Here is a 21,304-nt window from a genome sequence, read left to right as displayed (position 1 = left end):
CTGGTTCAATTCTGTGATTTTTAAACTTCAAATATAAAAGTGTTAGAAATTGGGATATAAATAATACATCGACTCTAAATGACAACAAAAATAAACACAAATGAAGATTGGAATCACATATTAGAACTTGCTGAATCTGATAATAATATGGCACAATATGAAGTTGCTGTAATTTATGACTCCGGACTGGTAATAAAGGGTGTTGAAATTGTTGAAGAAAGTCAATCAGAGGCTTTCAAATGGTATTATAAAGCTTATCAAAATGGCAATATTGACGTTATTACCCGCATAGCCGATTTTTTTAGCGAAGGAATTCATTGTGAACAAAATCTGGAATTAGCAATTGAACTTTATCAAAAAGAAATAGACAAGGGCAATGGTTTAGCGGCAAATAATTTAGCAACAGTTTACCGGGATCTGAAAGATTATAAAAAAGCATTTGAATTTTATAAAATTGCCCGAGATTTGGACAATTCAGATTCATTACCTTTAGCATTGTGCTACTATTTTGGTATTGGAACAGAAAAAAATCTGGCAACATCTTTTGAAATATTACTAAAGATTTCAGAAGACAAATCAAAATCTGGAAATCATCAATATGCTATTGATGAGGCAAACTACTTTTTAGGAAGAATATATTTAGATGGAGAAATAGTTGAAAAATCTATTGTTAAGGCACTTGCATTTTTAAAGATCGCAAACGCAGACAATGATCACCGTTCAGCACAAGAGCTTCTAAATATCGTTGGGGGAAACGATTAAACTTATATTATGCTTATCCTCAAATCCCTGGGTATCAATATTCATGGATTCGCTACATCAATTGTACTTTTAAACGTTCCGCTGTCTGCGATGTGGGTTAACATAAAAGCGGCTAAATCAGCGCGCGAGATTTTCGGGATACCCCTTAGCGGCAAGCCAGTTATATTTTTATACTTTCCTGTTGCTTTGCCATCAGTTAGTTTTGGCGCCCGAACAATCGTCCAATCCAATCCGGATGCTTTTATAATTCCTTCCATGATACGCATATCAGCATATATGGGCTTATAGAGCTTTTGTAAGACATTCTTCAACAGAAAAGTCATGATGAACGAGCTATGGGCTGGAATGTCTAACGCACCTGACGAAATGCAGATTAGACGCTTCGGGCGTGATTTCTCCATAATGCTGACAATATTGCGGATGCCCGACGAATACAGTGTGGTTTGCTGGATTTTAGGAATTCCCAGGCAAGAAACTACTGTTTCACACTCTTCAAGCTCTTTTTCATAGGTTTTGGGGATTAAAACATCTCCTTTAATAACCGTTAGGTTTTGATGTGCTACTGTAAATGCATCGGGATTTCTAATAACAGCCGTTATGGCATACCCAGCGCTTAGGGCCTGTTCAATAAAATGCTTTCCAGTTCCACCAGAACCACCAAATACAAGAATTTTTTTCATTTGTGATATTTTAGTTGAAACAAAGGTATATTTGAACAAACATTTGTACAAGTACGCACCTAAAAGTAAGTGTTAAATGAATAAAATTAAAGCGTCATCGACCATACAATTAAATAAGGAAACGGTCTTTAAATTGTGCCCGGTAACCTATGTCATGGAAAAAATTGGCAGCTATTGGAAACCCATCATCATTTTCCACCTAATGTCCGGATCGAAGCGGTATGGGGAGCTGAAAAAGGCAATGCCCCATGTTACAGAAAAGATGCTTGCACAACATTTGAGGCAGCTTGAAGCAGATGGACTAATCTCAAGGGTAGCATTGCCTGTAGTACCCCCGCACGTTACCTATAGCCTGACGGATGCCGGACAGGCTTTGCGGCCAGTGCTGTACGCCATGGCAAACTGGGCAATCGAAGACGGGCAAAAACGGGAAGAACCACTTTTTAAAACTATGGAACAATTCCCTAAATAAAAATCTATTTAGAAACTATAATCAACACCTAATGCAACATAACGCGGTAACAAGCGATATTCGGTTACTGCCTGATAGGTCTCTGTGATGACCGCGTTTTTAAACTGGCGGGTATTGAAAATGTTCTTCGCGCTGATTTCAAATCTGGTTTTGATCTTTTTTGCATCGTACGACAGAGAAAAATCTGAAAAATAATACGTTTTTGAAGTTTCGGCAAAAAAGTCACCAAAGCGATAAGCTTCGTTATTCAAATTGGCCTGAATGCCCTTCGTAACATTGACAAACATATTGAGAAAGCCATAGGTGTTTTTCAACCGGTTTTTGCGCTCGCTACTGAATGTGGTCATCTGCATACGGTAGCCTGTGTGTAGATTGAACCTGGATTTCCAGACACTCCTGAACGATAAACCATAATCAAGGGAACCCGTATGTATCTTGCGCTCCCCCACTCCGACTACATTGGCCTGGTAATCGGAAAAATCAGCCCCTATATCCAATTTAAAATTTCCGTTTACCGGTTTTAAATAATAATTGAGCTGGGTCTTGTAAAACGTTCTTTTTTTATTCTTCAGCAATACCTGCGCTGCCAGGTTGAAGTTCGGGTTGATCATGCTCTGGCTACTGATATAGTCAAACATCGTTTGATATCCCACCGACAGGTTGGCAAAAAATCTGTCCAGCATATTACCATGGGTGTAGGTTAACAGCGCTCCGGAACTGGTCAATGTTGCCATATCATCTAATCCCTTTACGAATTGACGAATACCTGTGCTATAGTAATTCGGAATGACATCCATCAGCTCAGTATTGGTTTGCTTTAAGGAAAACTCGGCCTCAAGCTTTCCTTTGCTATGTATCTCCCATTTTGTCGACAGCCTTGGGCTCAACAACCAGTTGTTACGATTTCGGATAGCTCCATAAGTACGAAAACCGCTGTGCACAAACCCGGCATGGAACTGTGGTGTCCATTCCCATTTTCTTCGTTTCATTGTGTATTTGGAAATGATACTGGTGTTATTGGTAACAAGACCCACCTGGTTTGAAAATCCGGAAGGATGAATCCCGGTTTTATCATCGGCTTGCAGTACGAAATCGGTCGTCAGTTCCTGATCCTTGTATTCATTGACAAAGGCGACCTCCATAAAGTCACCGCCTTTTTGTTTACGTACGTAATGTGAAGTGAAACCCAGGTATTGAAGGTTATTTTCTACGTGTTGCGATACCTCCGAAATGCCTCCAACCTGAAACAAATCTTCGTAATAGTACCTGTCGATACTATAATCCAGTGGCGATCCCTGTTTAATCCAGCGCGCCGAACTTACCAGGGCTTCTCTGTCAGAAAGTTTATAGGTATAGCTGAGGTTGTGGTTGGTCAGATAGCCTTTAGTGCGGGTTAGCTCTTTAGTGCTGCTTCCATTGAACAACAGGTTATGGGTATCCTGTTTTTCCAGTGAGCCAATGCTTCCATTGTAGCTGAGCGTGGACCGCTTACCTATATCATACTGCAGCTCCCATTTAGAAAAGTAATTGTCAATGCGTTTATTCAATTCATCAACCTCTGTATTGGTAAACTGGATATCTGCAATATTGTACTGTTGCACCCTGTTTTGATAGAATGTTTTTTTTGTCGGATTAACAAAGCCCAGCCACTTCACTTTTAGCTGTTTGGTCGGATTCAGTATGGTATTGAATGACAACAACCTGTCGCGATTGAAATTTGTCCTTTTATAGTCAAAACCTGGTAAATCAGGCGTGTAATCGATGAGCGTAGGCGTATTTACCCCCGCGCCAATCTGTCCCGGTTCGTCGGCCTGGCCGGAATACAGCAGATTGTTGATGCTGCTCACCGCATCCACACCGTTGTTATTGGCTGAACCAAGCAGATAATATTTGTTTTTCTTTCCAAAGTTCATCAGGCTGACGTTCCCTTGGTAGAACATCGGTTTAGTGAGCGTGCCGGAAGCAGAAACCGATCCCAGCCATTGGCTTTTGCTGTCTTCCTTGAGTTGCAGGTTCAGGGCTACCTTATCTGAGTTTTCAATGCCTTTTAAATGCTTATTATTGGAGTAACGTTGCAATACCTGTACTTTATCCAATGGTTTGACAGACATGTTCTGCGTAAGCAGCCGGTAGCCCTTTTCAAAAAAGTCATCGCCCTCTATCATCACCTTCTCCACTTCTTTGTCACCGACTTTTATACTACCGTCTTCACCAACATTGAGGCCCGGAATTTTTCTAAGCAGATCTTCTACCGTACGTTCTTCACCTTGCAGATAGGATTGTACATTCAGCTCAATGGTATCCCGGCTGAGCTTGTAGGGACGCTTCGCATGGATGACAATTTCCTGCAATCGCTCAACACCGCCTGCAACAAGCGCTACATCTATCTTCATATCCGCCTGCCCCAACTCAATTTCCCGGACTGTTGGTTCATAGCCCAAGGCCTTCAAATGCAAGGCCATTTTACCAGTATGTTCAGTGCGTAGCTGATATTGCCCCTCGCTGTCTGTAAAGGTATAAGCAAGAAAAAGAGAGGTACTGTCCCGGCGAAGGTCTACCCGGACGCCACCGATGGGCCGCCCATTCGAAGTCACTTTTCCTCTGATTGATACCTGTGCATGGGAAGGCATGAAATCCAACAAAAAAAAGAACAGAACCAATCCAACCCACCAGAAGCTATTTTTCATGCGGGCCCTTTGGTTCCCATTCATAGATTTGCTCCACCGTACCCCGAACTTTTGTCCTTTCGGTCGTTACCCCTTTTATCGCAGGCATTTTACTTTCCATAATACGCATCTGCTCCTCCACCAGGGCATCACTTTTTTTAATATAGTCTTGTAAGGATAATTTCGGCAGGGAATAGATATATCCCTTGTTTAGAGGAACACTTCCCTCATATGGATAGGAAACTTTCTGGAGCGTCCAGTAGTTCGGGTTGGCACCTTCATTGTACAGCATCACGATCAGCCCAGGCAATCCGCCGAATTTGTAGGGTCCGGCAGGCACCGGAATATCATTGGTGTAATACGCAACGATCTTGCTGCCCCGATAATTGGCTGTTGCCTTATGGCAAACGAATTTGCCTATAGTATCCGTATCCCTATAGTTCGTATTCCACAATAATCCGGGAAATTGATCCGTCACCAGATAATTAGTTCCCTTGACTGCTCCGGTTTCCCGGAGTTCATTTTTATCGCTTCTCTGAATAACAATGTGCCTGTAGTTAATACCGCTACCCAGTACCAGCGAAAAACTGGAAGATACTTCCTCCTCTGAACCTTTCCCCTTTTCTGTATTGGCTTTCACCGGAATCGAGTCACGGATGGCGGTCTTAATGCCATTTTCAAAATAGACGTGCTCCTGAAAGGTAGCCATAGCGGAAGGTATATATTCATACACCACATGTAATTTTTGTGCCTGCACCTTCCACGAAGCACACAGCAGTAAGCAAAATAGTAAATAGTATTTCATTTTCTTAAAAAACAAACAAAGCGAACCAAGAGGTTCGCTTTGTTTGCTCATTGTTGAGGTTTAATTTAAGTAGTTATTATAACTCTGAACCATGTGACTAAAGTACTGACCACAATTAGAGAAAAACATATCGTCCGCTCCGTAACAGGTATAAGTGTGCACATTCGTGCTCATAAGTATACCGCCCTCATTATATACTTTTACAGTCAATCTGCACAATATCTTTTTTCCCTGCTTGATTTCTTCAGCCTGTCCAACGATTTTCATATTGGACTTGCCGACAACAGCTTCGTAAACATTTGTTGTTTCAGCCCTGTCATTCACTGATTTTTTTCCGCCAGTGCTGGCGAAGGAAGCCGTTGACATTAAAGCCACAGCTACCATACTCATTAATAACTTTTTCATACGTTTTTTTTTAAATGAGTAGCAAATATAAAATAAATCTCATTTATGTGATATATTTTATATAAAAAAATACGAACTAAAAATTAACTAACTACCTCAGTGAAAGACTTACCAGGATTCCAAAAATCCTTTTTCTTTCTTGCCGGATGAATATATTTTGAAAGAAACAAATATTTACCGGGTCCGGTTAACGCTTTGTTGTGTAATAATCCCAGATCTCTTTAGAAATTGCGGCAATTACGTTGATACCTCTTTCTTTCGGAGTCTTAAAATCAGAAACAAAGACTGAAATAGCAAGATGTTTGCCGTCAGGCAGAGTAACGATACCTATGTCATTAAAAGCAGCCATTATCCCTTGTTTGTTTGCTCCTGATGCGCCAGTTTTATGGATTAATTCAGTTGCTGGTGGTAAAAGAACGGTAATCCTTTTGCCCCAATCAGGTAATTCCCTCATTATCTGCATCAGAAAGTCGTTGCTCGATTTTGAAAGTAATTTCTGGTTGTATAGCAGTTGAAGTAATTGAAGTGCTGCAGCAGGTTTACACCAGTTTTTATATTGTAATGCCCAATCCTTTTCCATCTCCCCTTCTGTATAAACAATAGAGATCTCTTTTACACCTGCATTATGGAGATATTGATTTACTGCAGCAGGACCGCCGGCTACCTTGGTATATAAAAAATCACATGCATTGTTATCACTCTTTGAAACTGTATAAGTTAGCAAATCGGCTAAGGTCATGTCAAGATCCTGATTGGGAAAATCTTTTACCATCGGGCTCCAGGTATTGGTATCCAGTGTTTCCTTTGGCATATGGAACTTCTGGCTAAGCTGTAGTTCCCCTTTATCTACCTTGCCCAGTATAGCAAAGGCAAGCGGGAATTTGAAAACACTCATCATTGGATACCCATGGTTATTGTTGATGACAAAACCACCTTTGAAATCCATTCCCTTTACCCCTACTCCAATTTTCCCTCCGGCAGTATCGATAATGTGTTTTATCCTTTCCTGTAATTGTAAGATGGATTTGCTTTGCTGAGCGAACATAACCTGGGGGACCAGCATTAACGTTAAGAAAATGGGCTTAAGATTTTTGAATTTGATCATTTTGCAAAAATAGAAAAACTGATTTAACGCACAGCGATTTTCATTTAATAACCGAAGTCAAGAAATATGTTTAAAAGTTAGAGTTGTTTTGCACTCAGTCTTTTAAAACATATATACATGAAACAAATAGGTACAATCATTTTCTTTTTCTTATTTACCTCAGCTTTCTCCCAAAATTTCAATCAAACTGTGAGGGGAGTAATAACAGATCAAGACAGTAAGCAGCCTATAGAGGGTGCCACAATAACCATCGCTGGTAGTCATCCTTTAAAAGTTATACTAACCGACAAAGACGGGAGCTTTAGGTTCAACAATATGCCAATTGGAAGAATTACCTTACACGTGTCAAACGTGGGGTACGAAAAAATTATACTTCCTAATATTGTTGTTAATTCGGGCAAGGAGACCGTATTAAATATAAACATGCAGGAAGCTGTAGCTCAACTGGAAGGTATAGTTTTAACTTTCGATAAAAACAAAGGTCAACCCTTAAATGACATGACCCTGGTAAGTGGCCGGTCTATTTCTCCGGAACAGACGAATAGATATGCAGGTGGTTTCAATGATCCATCGAGGATCTTGTCTAATTTTGCCGGGGTTACCAGTTCTCAGGATGGTAGCAATGATATTATTGTGCGGGGTAACTCTCCTAAATATATTCAATGGCGGTTAGAGGGGATGCAAATTACAAATCCCAATCATTTTTCTGATCAAAGTGCAGTAGGTGGTTCTATTAGTGCGTTAAATAATAACTTGTTAGCAACTTCAGACTTTTATACCGGTGCTTTTTCAGCAGAATATGGAGATGTATTGTCTGGAGTGTATGATGTTAAACTAAGGCAAGGAAATAACGAAAAATTTGAATCAACATTCGGTCTGGGTGTATTAGGCACAGAGCTTACCTTCGAAGGACCATTTAAAAAGGGCTATAAAGGTTCCTTTTTAGTGAATTATCGCTACTCTACCATCTCCTTATTAAGCGATCTCGGACTGGTTGACGGTTTAAACGGCTCATTAAATTTTCAGGACGCCGCTTTTAAAGTTGTATTGCCCACTAAGCAGGCTGGACTATTTTCTTTTTTTGGCCTGGCAGGGCTCAGTAATTTTTTGTTTAAAGATGTATCGCCTGCCATGTGGCAAACACCCGGAAACAGGTTCGTGCCTGACAAAATAGGTGAAGACTACAAAAAAGGTTCGCACCTTGCGAATTTGGGCATGAACCATACCTTGACGATAAATAAAAACAGCCATATTAATACCGGACTGTCTTTCTCGAGCGAAGGTATTGATGATGATGTTTTCGAGAATTTCAACACCGGCGCTTCAGAAAGTAATCAACTAAATTTTAATGGCAGATTGAAAAGATCGACATACAGGGGCGAAATCACTTACAACAACAAACTCGGTTCGAAGCTTAAACTACAGGTCGGCGCTAAATATGCGTTGCTCGATTACAATTTTAATCAAAGTATGTTCAGAGATAGTACGAACGTTAGGTCTACGTTGGTTAATTTTAACAAAAACATCAGTACAATTAGGAATTTCATTAGTTTTAGGTATAGATTTAATGAAAAGTTGACTACTGTATTTGGTGTGCAAAACATGAATGTTTTGCTGAACAACAAGAGTACCATCGAACCAAGATTTTCTTTAAATTGGGAACTAAGTAAGACCAGCGTTCTAAGTGCCGGCTATGGCAAACACAGTACAATGGAAAGTATTCACCATTATTACACCCAGGTGAAATTACCAGACGGAAGTAATACAGAGCCTAATAAAGACCTTGATTTATTAAAGGCGCATCATTTCGTGCTGGGATACGAGAAACGTTTTAGTAAAAATATGATGGTTAAGCTGGAAACGTATTATCAAGATCTTTATGACCTGCCCGTAGCAAACTCTAAAGGGAATATATTCGCTACTATTAATGAGGGTCTCGATTTTCAATACCTTGATTTGGTAAACAAAGGAAGTGGTAAAAACTATGGAGTAGAATTAACTGTTGAACGCTTCTTTAGCAAAAATTTCTATTATCTCGTGAATGCTTCAGTATATAATTCGACCTACAAGGCTCTTGATGGGATCGAACGTAATACACGGTTCAATGGAAACTACCTTGTAAATGTTCTTTTTGGTAAAGATTTCCCAAAACTTGGGAAGGCGCAAAATAAGACAATCAGCTTCAATAGCAGAGCATTTTTTGGAGGAGGTAAAAAAATAATTCCGTTGTTAAGGGCTGCAGATGGGAATTTGGCTGTAGACCCCGCCAACAATAGATTTTATGATTATAGTAAGGCGTATAAAAATGACATCCAGGATATATACCAAATTACGATGTCGTTTAGTTATAAGATCAACAAACCAAGGGCAACCCACGAAATTTTTCTTAATATAGATAATGTTACAAATAACAGAGGCCGACTTACAGAATTTTATGATCCTGGAGAACCTGGCTCTGTTGGTTACATGAAACAGTCGGCCGTGTTCCCTAATTTGATGTACAGGGTTTATTTTTAATTGATTAATGGATATGATGAAAGCTGCAATAAGGTATGAATACTGTACTCCCGATCTGCTGGAAATTGCCAGGGCACCTTTGCCAGGGCTCGGCGACGACGAAATCTTAGTGAAAGTAAAGGCTACTACGGTAAACCGGACAGACTGTGGTGTACTTACAGGAAAGCCTTGGGCAATACGGCTTTTTATTGGCTTGTTTGAACCTGTTCGCCCGGTAACTGGAACCGATTTTGCGGGAATAGTTGTAGACAAGGGTAAGAATGTAGACCAATTTGAAATTGGCGACCATGCCTATGGCTTTTTTGATGAGGGCTTAAGTTCACATGCTGAATATGTAGCGGTGTCGACAAAAAAAGCAGTACTTAAAAAGCCCGAAAATGTGACCTTCGAACAAGCAGCAGCCAGCTTGGAGGGAGCACACTATGCTTTTTATTTCTTAAAAGATCTAAAGTTGAATGCCGGAGATCGAATTCTTATTAATGGGGGAACCGGGGCTATTGGCAATGCGACTCTACAATTTTTAAAGCATTTTAAGGTTCGCGTAACCGTAACCTGTGAAACTGAATTTGTAGAGGTACTAAAATCACAAGGGGCAGAAAGGGTAATTGATTATCAAAAAGAAGATTTTACTACAATTAATGAGCAATTCGACTATGTTTTTGATGCAGTTGGGAAAAGCACCTTTAAAAAATGCAAGCCATTGCTGAAATCCAAAGGGATATATATATCGTCTGAACTAGGGGAAAACTGGCAAAATCCAATCTTTGCTTTATTATCTCCTTTTATGGCAGGGAAAAAAGTAAAATTTGCATTGCCCTACTCCATAAAACGAAGCATGAAGTTTATTCATGAACTTGTTTTGAATGGAGAGTTTGTTCCTTTGATAGATCGAAGATATAGATTTGAGGACATCGAAAAAGCCTACTATTATGTGCTAAGCGGGCAAAAAAAGGGAAATGTTATTATTACTTTCGACTAACTAATTAAACTTTATGGAGTTATATCAGAATTATCCTAATTTTAAGGGATGAAATTTGATAATACAACAGATCTTGACCAAGAGGTGTTAGAGATCAGGAAGTCTTTAATAAGCTCAGATTACAATACACAAGAAGAAAAAGACTTTTTTGCAGACAAAATTATTGTTAAAAAAGTTAAGAAAGGCGAATTCCTTTTAAAAGAAGGTCAGTTCCTCAAAGCTTCATATCATTTGTTTAAAGGATGCATCAGGGAATATTATCTCAAAGATGGTGAAGAAAAGACGGTGGGTTTTCATACCCCGGGTGATAGTCTTTTTGATGATGAAAACAATGCCAGCCAGGTTCCAAGTGCTGTGAGCTGGGAGTGCGTATCTGAATGTATCATTTCTATTTTTACCTTCGAAGTTGAAAAGGAGATGTTTCGAAGATTTCCCCGATTAGAGTCGATGTGCAGGATAGAAACCGAAAAGCAATACTCAAATTACAAAACAGAAGTAAATAACTACCTTTCCTCCAGCCCGGGCGAGCGTTATGAGAATTTAATGAAAACAAAACCTGAGATTTTTCAATTCGTTCCCCTCTATCATATTGCAAGCTACCTCGGCGTAAAGCCCGAATCGTTAAGTAGAATAAGAAACCGGTTACGTACATCTTCATCTTTGAAGTAAATCGTTTTCTATGTATATGACTTCCTGATCATGTTCAGATCCTAAGTCTAAGTGTTAATTTTTTTGAGATTGATTTGTTAATTAAGAACTAATATACTTATCTTCAGCATGTAACCTGATCAATTGACCTGATCGGGGAACTAAAAATTAACGCTCATGAAACATCTTGTCCCTTCGGGGGGAAACCTGTTTTTCAAGGTTTTTTTCCTACTCTATTTTTGCCACATTGCTGTAGATGCCCAGGTCGTGACCAAGCAGAAAACGGTTACGAAAACTTCAACTGCCGTACTTATAGGTGCGACGGAAATTACGCTCGACATCTCAGGCAGGTCATTTTCAGATATACTTCCCTTTGATATACCCTTTATATTGGCCGGTACCCAAGGCGTCAACAGCAAAATAACCTTAGACAAGATTATTAGCATTGAATGTTTTTATAAGGTAAGGAAGGATATAAAAAACAATGAAAAATTTCCTGATCCGAGTGAACAGAAAAGATATCAGGACTGGGAGGATGGTCGCATGTATGCATTCTGGGAGAACAATGGCAGTGATGCCAAATGGAGACTCTCTATCAAAGAGCTTCCACCAAACAGGAATTTCTCATTCTTCTTCAAATTCAAACGTAAATTATCAGACGATGAAAAAACGAAGCTGGTTAATCATGCAGTCAAAATTATTCCAAAACTAATAAATCAAAAGGCCGATAACAGCGTTGTTTCACTCAGCATAAAGGATATGGATGAAATCATGTATGCTACGATTAATCAGCTGAATGTCGATCTGATGGGAAGCGGGCAGGAAATTGATGAAATAGCTTTAAGTGAAATGAATCGTAAAATTGTTTTAAAGGCAATGGAAGAGGTTGCTTTTGCCTTTGAGGAGAGGATTGATGAGCAGGAAAGCATCTCTATGAATTTTGATGCACTTAAAGGCGATTCTACAGCCCTGGCAAAATTTCTATCCGGATACAAAACTTCAGCAGACAAAAACGCCGGGAACGTAAGTGCAATGAACAATGTTGTGAACTCATTAAAGTCCATTTTTTCCTATCCCAAAGGTGAAAATGCCATTAACCCGGAAAATGCGAAAAACTACCTCAACCAAATAGAATATGTTAAAGCAGAGCTTGAGAAGGCGCAATTTCAAGACGGTTCTCCTTTTAACAATATCAAAAATACCTTCATTGGTCACTTGGAAGATTTGGCAAGAAATTTTAATGAATATATAGAAAGTATAAACAATACAATCACGATAACAAACACAGAAACAAACAACTTCATTACTGCTGTGGTCAATTCATTTGAAGACGAAATTATAGTTAATTCGAGCACTATAAACCATAATTTTGTTACCCGTTCGAACTCATTCATCACCGCTGACATTGGGGTCGCTCTTATGCCTTCAATCGCCAAAATGGTTCCCTATCTGGGGACAAATATTTATCTGAGGCCGATCAACCAGGACAGGCCTTTGTTTATGAAAGACCTATTTAAGTTGAGGGATTTTGACCGTCGCTTTTCACTCATGCTCGGACTTACCTACATCACTTTAAAAAAAGATGGCTACAGAGACGATCTCATGGGCACATTTAACCTGATTACTGGTGCGGGAATAAGAATTGCAGATTTTGTAAAGGTAAATGGTGGTGTGATATGGCATACCCGATTAAATCCCAATCCACTAAATACAAATAACACCGTGCGGGGTTTAGGTTTTGTTTCCCTTTCCATCGACCTGCAGATAAATACTGTTTTCAATAAACTTTTCGGTGCTAATGTAATCACTCTACCAACTAAACCTTAATGCTTTCTCATATGCCGTTTCAACTCAGTAAAATCCAGCCCTCTAAAAGTAGCATCACCCCACCGGAGGATGTTTCATTAAACTTTACACTTTCATCAAGTGTTGGGGTAAAGTACATCATCAATTATAGTTTAGCCAAAGCCAACAACCTGTATTTCAAAAAGGCCGATGGCACGCGAACCAAACAATTTTCCTACGAGGGTACAATGGGGTCTGCCGTTGCAGTTTTCAATGAAGATGTTCGAATAGTAAGCGAGGGGCCCAAAGCCTATACTTTTTTTACCATAAAAGTAACGGCAAAAGAGGGCCTGAACGGAGATATTAAAAGCTGTAAAATTTCGATATCATGAACAGGAACCCATTAATTGTCGTTTCATTTCTTTTTCTGTTGCTATTTTCAGGATGTAAAGATGAACCATTATTATTATCGGATGTAATCACAATAACGTCTGTATCAACATCGCCCCAACCTGCAAATGGCATAAATGAATTTGAATTGTTAGTGCATATTGGCACGGACTCAGATAGGGATAAAAGAACGGTCACCGTTACAACTGATGTTGGAACATTCAGTAATAAGCTGGCTACCATAACCGTTACAGTGGATCAAAATGGAAATGGAAAGGTTTATCTAAAATCAAATTCAACAGGTACCGCGACTGTAAAAGCAACAGTATTAACTTTCTCCGCAACAACCCAGGTAAGTTTCAGCTATCCTAGTGGGATAAGCTTTGAGAATGCAGCCATAGAAAGCTTAACGGCAGATAATAATACTACATTGAAAATAACTGCACAAATAGATCCATTAACGCCTACCGATAAAAGGGAGGTCGTATTTACAACCGATATTGGGACTTTTACAAATAATACCAATACGATATCGGTTGTCGCCATAGAAGGCAAAGCCGTGGCTTATTTAAAAGCCAATACAACGGGAACGGCAAATATCAAAGCAGTCAATCTTAGTTTTAGCGTTGCAAAAATGGTTACCCTTACTTCCTCTGGAGCGGTTAATTTCGAAAATGCGGCGACAGAGAGTTTGGTAGCTGATGGTTTTTCTTTATTGAAAATTTCAGCACATATTGATCCAAATGTAGATCCTGCCAAACGTTTCATCTCTCTTAAAACTGATCTGGGTACTTTTTCAAACAACGAAAAAACAGTAATACTGCCAATTGATGCTGCAGGAAATGCGTTTACCTACCTGAAAGGAACAATAATCGGCACAGCTACTATTGTTGCCACAGGTTCATTAACAGCGACTGCGAACAAAACAGTTATTTTCACACAACCTATGCCCGACGATGTATTTAAGATTGATAGCTTTACAGACAATATACCTTCTGATGGTGTTAGCACGATTGCCATACCTGTGAGTATCAATAAAAACCTTGCTACAGCAGACAAAAAGGCAACCTTTACCTCAACAGCAGGTACTTTCCAGGTTTCAAATCCGGTAACAATCAATGCTGACAGCGAAGGCAAACTAACGGGATACCTTAAGCATAATACACCAGGACCGGTATATGTAACGGTAACCTGTGGTAGCATTACCCGAAACCTTACTGTAAACTTTACAAAAGCCAATCCGGACCTTATGTTGCTCACTGGAAATTCAAGTCTTTCCCATGGGCTTAACAATACACTTGCACTCACCATTAATCTCAAACGCTCAATTGGAAATCCGAATCCGGATTTTTTATTCGACTACAAGGCTGTTGATGTATCAGGAAATCAAATTGGCATATTTTCAAATGGCTCCGCAAGTAATGTCGGCGGTACTGCAACGGTTTCCTTTACGGCAGGCGAGACAGACTATAGAGGGATTGTCCTGATTACCGTCTCATTAAAGTCAAACCCGGCTATAAAAGCAACACATCAGGTGATTATTTTTTAACGATTGATAACAGTAATATGAAAAAGGCTGGCGAGTGCCAGCCTTTTTCCTTATCATCATCACACAAGTCGCAATTCCCCCCTTAACTTGTCCCATTTACCTATTTACACGTATGTGGTGTTACTGTATCTTTGAATAAACTAAGTCAGAAAAACACTATATGAGAAAGATAATTTCATTTATGCACATATCGCTCGACGGTTTTGTGGCAGGACCGAACGGAGAAATGGACTGGATCAAAGTTGATGAAGAAATGTTTGATTATGTCGGCAAGCGAATAGCTGAAGGCGATACTGCATTATATGGACGGGTAACCTATCAGATGATGGAAAATTACTGGCCTACTGCAGGAGATAGCCCGACAGCAACCAGGCACGACATTGAACATTCAAAGTGGTATGGCAAAGTTCACAAAGTTGTTTTATTAACAACAATGAAAGACGAGGGCCTGGCCAACACAAAAGTGATTAGCGACAACCTTTCGGACAGCATAAATGAAATAAAACAGCAGCCAGGTGAAGACGTCTTGCTTTTTGGTAGCCCAAGAGCAACACATTCACTTATTCAACTGAACTTAATTGATGGCTACTGGCTATTTGTTAATCCAATAATTCTTGGACAAGGCATTCCATTGTTTGTAGATATCAAAGACAAAATAAAACTCAAACTCTTGACTACTCATCAATTTACTTCCGGAGTAACTGAACTGAACTACATATTGGACAGAGAATAACCCCGCTAATCAAATAAAGGTCTGTCTCATTTCGCATCCTCTATTCTTTGATGAGCATTTTTAACCTCTTCAATTGGATAGATGCTATCTATAATTGGCTTTACATGTCCGATTTCTGTTAATTTGGTAATATGATGGCGCTCAGCAAGCGGACCATCACAGCGCGTGCTGTCCCCTACCGCATCAATAATTACACCCACCCCCTTTTCCTTTAGTATAAGCCTGTATCTCTTCAATGTAGTTTTTTGTATGATGATCAATAACCGGCGGATTTATAGAGGTAGCCCTACTGACTGCTTAAAATTGTTCATTATCTCATGTTTAAATACATGTTTAATAAAAAGAAATAAACATCTGTTATCCGATAAATATTTTTTATACATTTGAGAAAGCCAAACTTTTATTCAAATGCATTTACTCCCCAAATTCAATAAAGAAAACGCTGTTTCCATACTTGTCTCCTTTGTGAACAAACTAAAATGCCCGGGTATTCCGTGTCATCAACCAAACTATCTAAGGTAAAGGCAAGCCGGTGCAGAAGCATCCACAGCATTGACTAAAGAGAATACAGCACTATTGATTAAGCTAAAGAATTTGTATACAAAATGGATTGTTGAGTTGCAACGATGCTGTCCGGATAACCAGCATAAAGTTATAAAATTAATGCCGCGTAAATAACCTGCGTGGAATAGAGGTTTAAAATCTAAAAACTTGTTAGAACCATGAAAATTGTTAAGATGCTCAGTAGAGCAGAAATGAAAAATGTAGGAGGAGGAAACCTCTGTCAACCGAATGAATTTGCATGTGCTAATGGCACTTGTATTGATGCAAGTCTAGTTCTGGATGGTACCAGCGATTGTAGTGACGGCAGTGACGAAGCAGGGGGCTCTTCCCCTAAGATAGAAGCTTGCGCAAAAAGTAAAAGGTATGATCCTTGTTCTTTTGACTATAACGGAACCACATACCATGGAAAATGTGATACACACATGGCCTCTGTATTGTATTGTTCAACGCTCCTTTAACTAATCAATTAATTCCAGTGGATCTTTAAAAAAGATCTGCTGGAATCAAATCAAGATAACTATGACTAACTTAATAAAAACAAGTCTTTTTTGCATATTCAGCGTTTTGTTCTTGTTATCATCTAAACCGTCTGTTGGTATGACAATAGATACACCAGTTATAAAAGCAGGTACGGCGAAAATAGCAGGAAGGATAATAAGTCCGAATGGCACCATTAACAATAACGTCTTTATAAATATTACTGTTCCGCATCCAATTTCGGGAGAATATGCTAAATATAAAGCGCTTGTTGATGGATCAGGAAAGTTCTCTATTGATGTTGATGTTGAAACAGATATTTCTCTGATTGGCATTTACCCAAGTTTAAATCCAGAGAAGTCCCTTCTTGTTAAATTGACAAATGGTGGTGTTACCAATATTGATATTGCTTATAATTCGGATTTTGATATCGAAAAAATTGACGTTAGGCCTGATATGAATAAAAATGATATGACCAGAGGCTTTGAGGTCATGGGTAAAATGATTGAATACAGATCGGGTAGGAAACCGGAGCCTTTGTATAATAAAAGTACGGAGTATTTTCTGAATTATGCCAGAACTATCGTAACCGAAAGATTAGAAATTGTAAAAAATGACACCTTGATATCAAAGGAACTAAAAGAAATCCTATCTAAAGATTTTCGTTTATTCCTGTTTAAAGCACATGTATTTGATTACGAAGAATATATGACCGGGAATTATCGCAATACAAATGATGATAAAAGTAAAAAGCCTGATATCCAGAAAATTGACAGGTCATATTATCGATTCCTGAAAGACTTCAACTTCAATGATCCGCAATATCTGAATTGTTTTACGTTCCTGGAAGTTCAAAAAGCAATTCTTCAAAACGAAATATTAGATCTCCCTGTGATCGGAGACAGCGATATTCCTTCCTGGTTAGCAAGTGTCAAAGCTATTTTATCGGATTTAGTCGGATTTGACAATGGTCCTTATTATGAAATTTTAGCGGCCAATGCCTATGCCAGACAGTTAAATGAAGAAGTAAAACCCCTAACCGCAAAGCAAAAAGAAAATATAGCAAATTATTGGAAAAATGGGGAAATTGCCAAGATACTATTTCGAAAGAACCAGCAGGTTGCTGAATTGGATAAATTCAAATCGCCGGTTGTTGTAAATGACATCTCGTCGGTTCCAGCCGATAAAGTTATAGAAACAATTGTCGCTAAACATAAAGGGAAGGTTGTTTTTATTGATCTTTGGGCAACATGGTGTACTCCTTGCCTGAATGCAATGCAGGAGTTCAGAACTGCAAAAAATGATTTTCGGGATAAGGATGTTGCATTCGTGTATATCACAGACGGCTCTTCTCCCCGAAAGCTATGGGAAGAAAAAATTAAAGGAATAGGAAGTGAACATTATTACCTGACAGCGGCTCAGTGGGATTATATAATGGACCATTTTGGGTTCGAATATATTCCTTCGTATCTGTTATATAACAAAGAAGGTATGCTCGTAAAAAAAATTACAGCCTTTCCTGGAAATGAAGAAGTGAAAAAGGTGATTAACGGCTTGTTGTAAAAAGGCCAGGCGCTGGTTTGCCCAGCAGATATGAATCTCCCCGGGATCACAAAAGCTTCACAGAAATGTGGAGCTTTTGTGCTTTAGACAGGAATAAAATAGAGATCATCGATCAAACGCATGAAGATTATGGGGATAAACTTTCTCAACACGGGGGATTTTTACAGCGCCTGCCATAATAAACTACTGGTAGCTAAATCACTCAAATACAGGAGATATGGTACTCAGATCCTTTTAAGAAAGAACTTAGCAGAGCACCTGCCAGGCCCTCAATTTGGAAGAATATTTAGAATATTTTATTTTACATGAACACTGATCTTATTTGTGGCCCGGTTCTTGTATATATAATTACGAGAGCGTTAATTTAAGATTGAGGTCCTGCCAACCCTGGCTAGGGCCTCTTTCGTTTTCTTAACCTGCATAATTCATCCCTTAGCCATCTGTGGATAGTCTTAAACATATCTGTTTTATTTGTAGTTGTTATTAACCGATTGCATAAAAGGTTAATAAAAATGAGAATAAATAACGTCAGTTCAACAAATTTTCGCGATATTGAAAATGCCTGCTTTTAAACAACAGTAAACCATATATCTACAATGAGAAAATTAATCCTCTCCCTTCTTACCGCTTTTTTCTCCGTATGTGCCCTGGCTCAAAAGGACAATAAAGTGACCATCGGAACAATTGATAGCATCCAATCAAAAATTCTGAATGAACAAAGAAAAATCTGGATACATGTACCAGGTAGCTGGAACGCTGATTCCAAACAGCGATACCCTGTATTATATTTATTGGATGGAGATGCCCATTTTTATTCCGTAGTAGGTATGATTCAGCACCTCAGTCAGGTAAACGGCAATACCATTTGCCCCGAAATGATTGTAGTTGGTATTCCAAACACGGACAGAATAAGAGACCTGACACCAACACGTGTATATCCTGAACATCCCTTTACCGACAGTGTCGCTTTAAAAACATCCGGGGGTGGCGAACGTTTTGTTTCATTTCTTGAAAAGGAACTGATGCCACGTATTGATTCCTTATACCCAACGCAACCTTACAAAATATTAACCGGACATTCACTTGGAGGGCTAACAGTGATGAACGTTGCATTAAACCATACAAAATTGTTCAACTCCTACATTTCTATAGACCCAAGCATGTGGTGGGATAATATGAATTTGTTAAATACAACTCAGAAGTCTCTGAGAGAAAAGAAATTTTCAGGGACCACCTTGTATTTAGGCATTGCAAATACCTTGAATGAGGGCATGGATATCACTAAAGTCCGGGGCGACACCTCTAAAAGTACGAGGCATATCCGTTCGATTCTTAATCTGGATCAATATATTAAAGCGCAAAAGCAAAACGGCTTAAGGTATGAAAGTAAATATTATAGCAATGATGACCACGGATCTGTACCCTTAATCACAGAATATGATGCGCTTCGTTTCATTTTTAACAAGTATCGTTTTAAACTTTCCCCTAAAGACTTTACAGATCCTACGGCAGACTTAATCAATAAATTCGGAAAACATTATCAGGAGGTTTCAAAACTGTTTGGTTATCAGCTTTCCCCACCTGAAAATATGATAAACAGCCTGGGGTATACCTTTTTGCAGCAAAAGCAATATGCCAAAGCCGGAGGGCTATTTAAACTAAATGTTGACAATTATCCTGAGAGTTTTAATGTCTACGATTCTTATGGCGACTACTTCCTGGCAATTGGCGATAAATCAAAAGCGATTGAATATTTCAAAAAGTCTTTGTCCATAAAAGAAACTCCGGAGTCCCGGAAAAAATTAGATAAGTTATTGTCAGGTGAATAATTCCAAATATGGATTTTAAATCAAAATAATATTCTATATTTTACTTCGCTATATAAAACAACATTACACTATTAATCGAAAAGCAGACATCTATGTTAATAATCAATAATTACGAAGAGTATAAAACACATTTAGGTAAGGAACTCGGTGTTTCGAACTGGCATAAAATTGACCAACAACAAATTAATAAATTTGCTGAGGCCACTTTGGACTACCAATGGATCCATGTAGATGAAGAAAAGGCAAAAAATGAAGGCCCATTTAAAGCTACCATTGCACACGGGTATTTAACCTTATCACTCATTCCGTATTTATGGAAGCAGATTGCAGATGTTCGCAATATTAAAATGGAAATAAACTATGGGATTGAATCTTTTAAATTTGGCCAGGCAGTTGTGGTAGATAGTGAAGTGCAACTCAAGGCTAAACTTATTTCTATAGCCGATTTGAGAGGTACAACCAAAGTGGTTATTGAAGCTGTTCTTGTGATTAAAGACCAGCCAAAACCTGCCTATACAGGAGAAGTAGTATTCTTATATCATTTTATTTAATTTGAAAGATAGATCCACGAACATTAGAAAATTATAATCTTCTAATGTTCGTGGATATGGGCTACAAAATAGTTCCGCTTGCGGCAACCGCATGTTAGCGCTTACAGGGTTTTCTTCAGTTTGATCTGTTCCACATCCCCATCGGTTTTGATGGTCACGATTTTGTCGACGTATGCGCTTGCATTCACACCGTAGCTAAAATGCCTTTCAATATCTGATGAGCCCTGGTAAGTATTGTTGATATAACGGTCCCTGCGGCCAACTACTTCAGTCGCATGCTGGGTATGCTCATATCCAAAGCTGGAATACAGGAGAAACTGACCTGGCATCAGGTTGCTAAATTCAAAATGTCCTTCTTTATCGGTTACCTGAGTTACGCGGATACATTCACGGGCCTCTTTAGGCAGTTCTACAACCTTCCCCTGTTTACCGTATTTTTTGCTCACTTCCATCCATTCCTTGAAATAATCGGTAAAAGGGAGCAGCATAACAACCGTACCCGGAGGCGCAAACTGCTTTTTATTAATGTTCAGAATGGCGATGCCTTTCAGACCATTGGAGTTATCTCTGGCAAAAGCCTGGCCCTTGATACTAGATTTTCCGGCAGTCACCAGTTTCATCGTTTGTTCTTTACTGAATGTGGCTTTTTGCGCGACCGTAAAAGATTGGGCATGAACGGTAGTCGTTGCTGACAGCAGGCCGGCAACCACAAGCCTGTTTATTTTCGCCCTCCACAGGGAGCTTAAGGATTTAGGGATATTCATAAGGCAAATTTTAAACAAAGTTATTTCTACTTTAAAATAAAAACAATACCTGTTTACCAG

At 39.0% G+C, this 21,304-nt stretch carries 20 protein-coding genes; 13 read left to right on the top strand and 7 right to left on the bottom strand.

Annotated elements, in window-relative coordinates; genetic code table 11:
- The first annotated feature begins 78 nt into the window (after window positions 1–78).
- Window positions 79–762: a tetratricopeptide repeat protein gene (locus BLQ87_RS30030; RefSeq protein WP_074612601.1), complete on the top strand. Its 684-nt coding sequence runs from the start codon at window positions 79–81 to the stop codon at window positions 760–762.
- A 41-nt stretch (window positions 763–803) separates the two neighbouring features.
- Here the strand turns inward: BLQ87_RS30030 and BLQ87_RS30025 are convergent, their stop codons facing one another.
- Window positions 804–1,442 carry an NAD(P)-dependent oxidoreductase gene (locus BLQ87_RS30025; protein ID WP_074612600.1) on the bottom strand — a complete coding sequence of 213 codons (639 nt, stop codon included), beginning with the start codon at window positions 1,440–1,442 and terminating at the stop codon, window positions 804–806.
- A gap of 76 nt (window positions 1,443–1,518) precedes the next feature.
- On the opposite strand from BLQ87_RS30025, the gene BLQ87_RS30020 reads away from it, so the two are divergent.
- Window positions 1,519–1,914: a winged helix-turn-helix transcriptional regulator gene (locus BLQ87_RS30020; protein WP_074612599.1), complete on the top strand. Its 396-nt coding sequence runs from the start codon at window positions 1,519–1,521 to the stop codon at window positions 1,912–1,914.
- Between the two features lie 8 nt (window positions 1,915–1,922).
- On the opposite strand, the gene BLQ87_RS30015 is transcribed toward BLQ87_RS30020, so the two are convergent.
- From BLQ87_RS30015 to bla, 4 genes are all read right to left on the bottom strand, one after another.
- Entirely contained in the window at window positions 1,923–4,601 is a 2,679-nt protein-coding gene (locus tag BLQ87_RS30015; RefSeq protein ID WP_074612598.1) for a TonB-dependent receptor, read from the bottom strand.
- Window positions 4,591–5,436 carry a GLPGLI family protein gene (locus BLQ87_RS30010; protein ID WP_083362129.1) on the bottom strand — a complete coding sequence of 282 codons (846 nt, stop codon included), beginning with the start codon at window positions 5,434–5,436 and terminating at the stop codon, window positions 4,591–4,593. Before BLQ87_RS30010 ends, BLQ87_RS30015 begins: the two co-directional genes overlap by 11 nt.
- A 9-nt stretch (window positions 5,437–5,445) precedes the next feature.
- Window positions 5,446–5,790, bottom strand: a complete 345-nt coding sequence (locus BLQ87_RS30005; protein ID WP_074612596.1) for a hypothetical protein — start codon at window positions 5,788–5,790, stop codon at window positions 5,446–5,448.
- A gap of 187 nt (window positions 5,791–5,977) precedes the next feature.
- Window positions 5,978–6,895 carry a class A beta-lactamase, subclass A2 gene (bla, locus tag BLQ87_RS30000; RefSeq protein WP_074612595.1) on the bottom strand — a complete coding sequence of 306 codons (918 nt, stop codon included), beginning with the start codon at window positions 6,893–6,895 and terminating at the stop codon, window positions 5,978–5,980.
- Window positions 6,896–7,012: 117 nt separating this feature from the next.
- Here bla and BLQ87_RS29995 point away from each other — a divergent pair, with 117 nt between their 5' ends.
- The 7 genes from BLQ87_RS29995 (at window position 7,013) to BLQ87_RS29965 (ending at window position 15,496) form a co-directional block, all read left to right on the top strand.
- Window positions 7,013–9,412 carry a TonB-dependent receptor gene (locus BLQ87_RS29995; RefSeq protein WP_074612594.1) on the top strand — a complete coding sequence of 800 codons (2,400 nt, stop codon included), beginning with the start codon at window positions 7,013–7,015 and terminating at the stop codon, window positions 9,410–9,412.
- 13 nt (window positions 9,413–9,425) lie between these two features.
- On the top strand, window positions 9,426–10,391 hold the full coding sequence (locus BLQ87_RS29990) for an NAD(P)-dependent alcohol dehydrogenase (RefSeq protein WP_216857883.1): 966 nt from the start codon (window positions 9,426–9,428) through the stop codon (window positions 10,389–10,391).
- A gap of 48 nt (window positions 10,392–10,439) precedes the next feature.
- Entirely contained in the window at window positions 10,440–11,060 is a 621-nt protein-coding gene (locus BLQ87_RS29985; protein WP_074612593.1) for a Crp/Fnr family transcriptional regulator, read from the top strand.
- Between the two features lie 246 nt (window positions 11,061–11,306).
- Window positions 11,307–12,866, top strand: coding sequence for a hypothetical protein (locus BLQ87_RS29980; protein WP_143010592.1), 1,560 nt, complete (start codon window positions 11,307–11,309; stop codon window positions 12,864–12,866).
- An 11-nt stretch (window positions 12,867–12,877) separates the two neighbouring features.
- A complete protein-coding gene (locus BLQ87_RS29975; protein WP_143010591.1) occupies window positions 12,878–13,216 on the top strand; it encodes a hypothetical protein in 339 nt (112 codons plus the stop codon).
- Window positions 13,213–14,763 carry a hypothetical protein gene (locus BLQ87_RS29970; protein WP_074612590.1) on the top strand — a complete coding sequence of 517 codons (1,551 nt, stop codon included), beginning with the start codon at window positions 13,213–13,215 and terminating at the stop codon, window positions 14,761–14,763. Before BLQ87_RS29975 ends, BLQ87_RS29970 begins: the two co-directional genes overlap by 4 nt.
- Window positions 14,764–14,923: 160 nt before the next feature.
- On the top strand, window positions 14,924–15,496 hold the full coding sequence (locus BLQ87_RS29965) for a dihydrofolate reductase family protein (protein WP_074612589.1): 573 nt from the start codon (window positions 14,924–14,926) through the stop codon (window positions 15,494–15,496).
- Between the two features lie 26 nt (window positions 15,497–15,522).
- On the opposite strand, the gene BLQ87_RS29960 is transcribed toward BLQ87_RS29965, so the two are convergent.
- The gene (locus tag BLQ87_RS29960) at window positions 15,523–15,732 is read right to left on the bottom strand and encodes a zinc-binding dehydrogenase (RefSeq protein ID WP_074612588.1); all 210 of its coding nucleotides are present in this window, start codon (window positions 15,730–15,732) and stop codon (window positions 15,523–15,525) included.
- A 501-nt stretch (window positions 15,733–16,233) separates the two neighbouring features.
- Here BLQ87_RS29960 and BLQ87_RS29955 point away from each other — a divergent pair.
- From BLQ87_RS29955 to BLQ87_RS29940, 4 genes are all read left to right on the top strand, one after another.
- Window positions 16,234–16,518 carry an LDL receptor domain-containing protein gene (locus BLQ87_RS29955; protein WP_172664997.1) on the top strand — a complete coding sequence of 95 codons (285 nt, stop codon included), beginning with the start codon at window positions 16,234–16,236 and terminating at the stop codon, window positions 16,516–16,518.
- Between the two features lie 139 nt (window positions 16,519–16,657).
- Window positions 16,658–18,100, top strand: a complete 1,443-nt coding sequence (locus tag BLQ87_RS29950) for a TlpA family protein disulfide reductase (protein WP_074612586.1) — start codon at window positions 16,658–16,660, stop codon at window positions 18,098–18,100.
- 596 nt (window positions 18,101–18,696) lie between these two features.
- A complete protein-coding gene (locus BLQ87_RS29945; RefSeq protein WP_074612585.1) occupies window positions 18,697–19,929 on the top strand; it encodes an alpha/beta hydrolase-fold protein in 1,233 nt (410 codons plus the stop codon).
- A 92-nt stretch (window positions 19,930–20,021) separates the two neighbouring features.
- Window positions 20,022–20,480, top strand: coding sequence for a MaoC family dehydratase (locus BLQ87_RS29940; RefSeq protein WP_074612584.1), 459 nt, complete (start codon window positions 20,022–20,024; stop codon window positions 20,478–20,480).
- A 101-nt stretch (window positions 20,481–20,581) separates the two neighbouring features.
- Here the strand turns inward: BLQ87_RS29940 and BLQ87_RS29935 are convergent, their stop codons facing one another.
- Complete coding sequence (locus tag BLQ87_RS29935; RefSeq protein ID WP_074612583.1) at window positions 20,582–21,244, bottom strand: hypothetical protein; 663 nt, start codon at window positions 21,242–21,244, stop codon at window positions 20,582–20,584.
- Window positions 21,245–21,304 lie beyond the last annotated feature (60 nt).

This window comes from Pedobacter steynii (assembly GCF_900103665.1).
GTDB lineage: Bacteria > Bacteroidota > Bacteroidia > Sphingobacteriales > Sphingobacteriaceae > Pedobacter > Pedobacter steynii.
This window is presented reverse-complemented; position numbering and strand designations above follow the sequence as displayed.

What these genes read in the sequence shown, in the direction of transcription:
- BLQ87_RS29975 (WP_143010591.1), top strand. Translation starts at nt 12,878, where the DNA reads ATGCCGTTTCAACTCAGTAAAATCCAGCCCTCTAAAAGTAGCATCACC.
- BLQ87_RS29955 (WP_172664997.1), top strand. Translation starts at nt 16,234, where the DNA reads ATGCTCAGTAGAGCAGAAATGAAAAATGTAGGAGGAGGAAACCTCTGT.
- BLQ87_RS29935 (WP_074612583.1), bottom strand. Translation starts at nt 21,244, where the DNA reads ATGAATATCCCTAAATCCTTAAGCTCCCTGTGGAGGGCGAAAATAAAC.
- BLQ87_RS29985 (WP_074612593.1), top strand. Translation starts at nt 10,440, where the DNA reads ATGAAATTTGATAATACAACAGATCTTGACCAAGAGGTGTTAGAGATC.
- BLQ87_RS29940 (WP_074612584.1), top strand. Translation starts at nt 20,022, where the DNA reads ATGTTAATAATCAATAATTACGAAGAGTATAAAACACATTTAGGTAAG.
- BLQ87_RS30020 (WP_074612599.1), top strand. Translation starts at nt 1,519, where the DNA reads ATGAATAAAATTAAAGCGTCATCGACCATACAATTAAATAAGGAAACG.
- BLQ87_RS29965 (WP_074612589.1), top strand. Translation starts at nt 14,924, where the DNA reads ATGAGAAAGATAATTTCATTTATGCACATATCGCTCGACGGTTTTGTG.
- BLQ87_RS30030 (WP_074612601.1), top strand. Translation starts at nt 79, where the DNA reads ATGACAACAAAAATAAACACAAATGAAGATTGGAATCACATATTAGAA.
- BLQ87_RS29995 (WP_074612594.1), top strand. Translation starts at nt 7,013, where the DNA reads ATGAAACAAATAGGTACAATCATTTTCTTTTTCTTATTTACCTCAGCT.
- BLQ87_RS30010 (WP_083362129.1), bottom strand. Translation starts at nt 5,436, where the DNA reads ATGAGCAAACAAAGCGAACCTCTTGGTTCGCTTTGTTTGTTTTTTAAG.
- bla (WP_074612595.1), bottom strand. Translation starts at nt 6,895, where the DNA reads ATGATCAAATTCAAAAATCTTAAGCCCATTTTCTTAACGTTAATGCTG.
- BLQ87_RS30025 (WP_074612600.1), bottom strand. Translation starts at nt 1,442, where the DNA reads ATGAAAAAAATTCTTGTATTTGGTGGTTCTGGTGGAACTGGAAAGCAT.
- BLQ87_RS29970 (WP_074612590.1), top strand. Translation starts at nt 13,213, where the DNA reads ATGAACAGGAACCCATTAATTGTCGTTTCATTTCTTTTTCTGTTGCTA.
- BLQ87_RS30005 (WP_074612596.1), bottom strand. Translation starts at nt 5,790, where the DNA reads ATGAAAAAGTTATTAATGAGTATGGTAGCTGTGGCTTTAATGTCAACG.
- BLQ87_RS29990 (WP_216857883.1), top strand. Translation starts at nt 9,426, where the DNA reads ATGATGAAAGCTGCAATAAGGTATGAATACTGTACTCCCGATCTGCTG.
- BLQ87_RS29945 (WP_074612585.1), top strand. Translation starts at nt 18,697, where the DNA reads ATGAGAAAATTAATCCTCTCCCTTCTTACCGCTTTTTTCTCCGTATGT.
- BLQ87_RS29950 (WP_074612586.1), top strand. Translation starts at nt 16,658, where the DNA reads ATGACAATAGATACACCAGTTATAAAAGCAGGTACGGCGAAAATAGCA.
- BLQ87_RS30015 (WP_074612598.1), bottom strand. Translation starts at nt 4,601, where the DNA reads ATGAAAAATAGCTTCTGGTGGGTTGGATTGGTTCTGTTCTTTTTTTTG.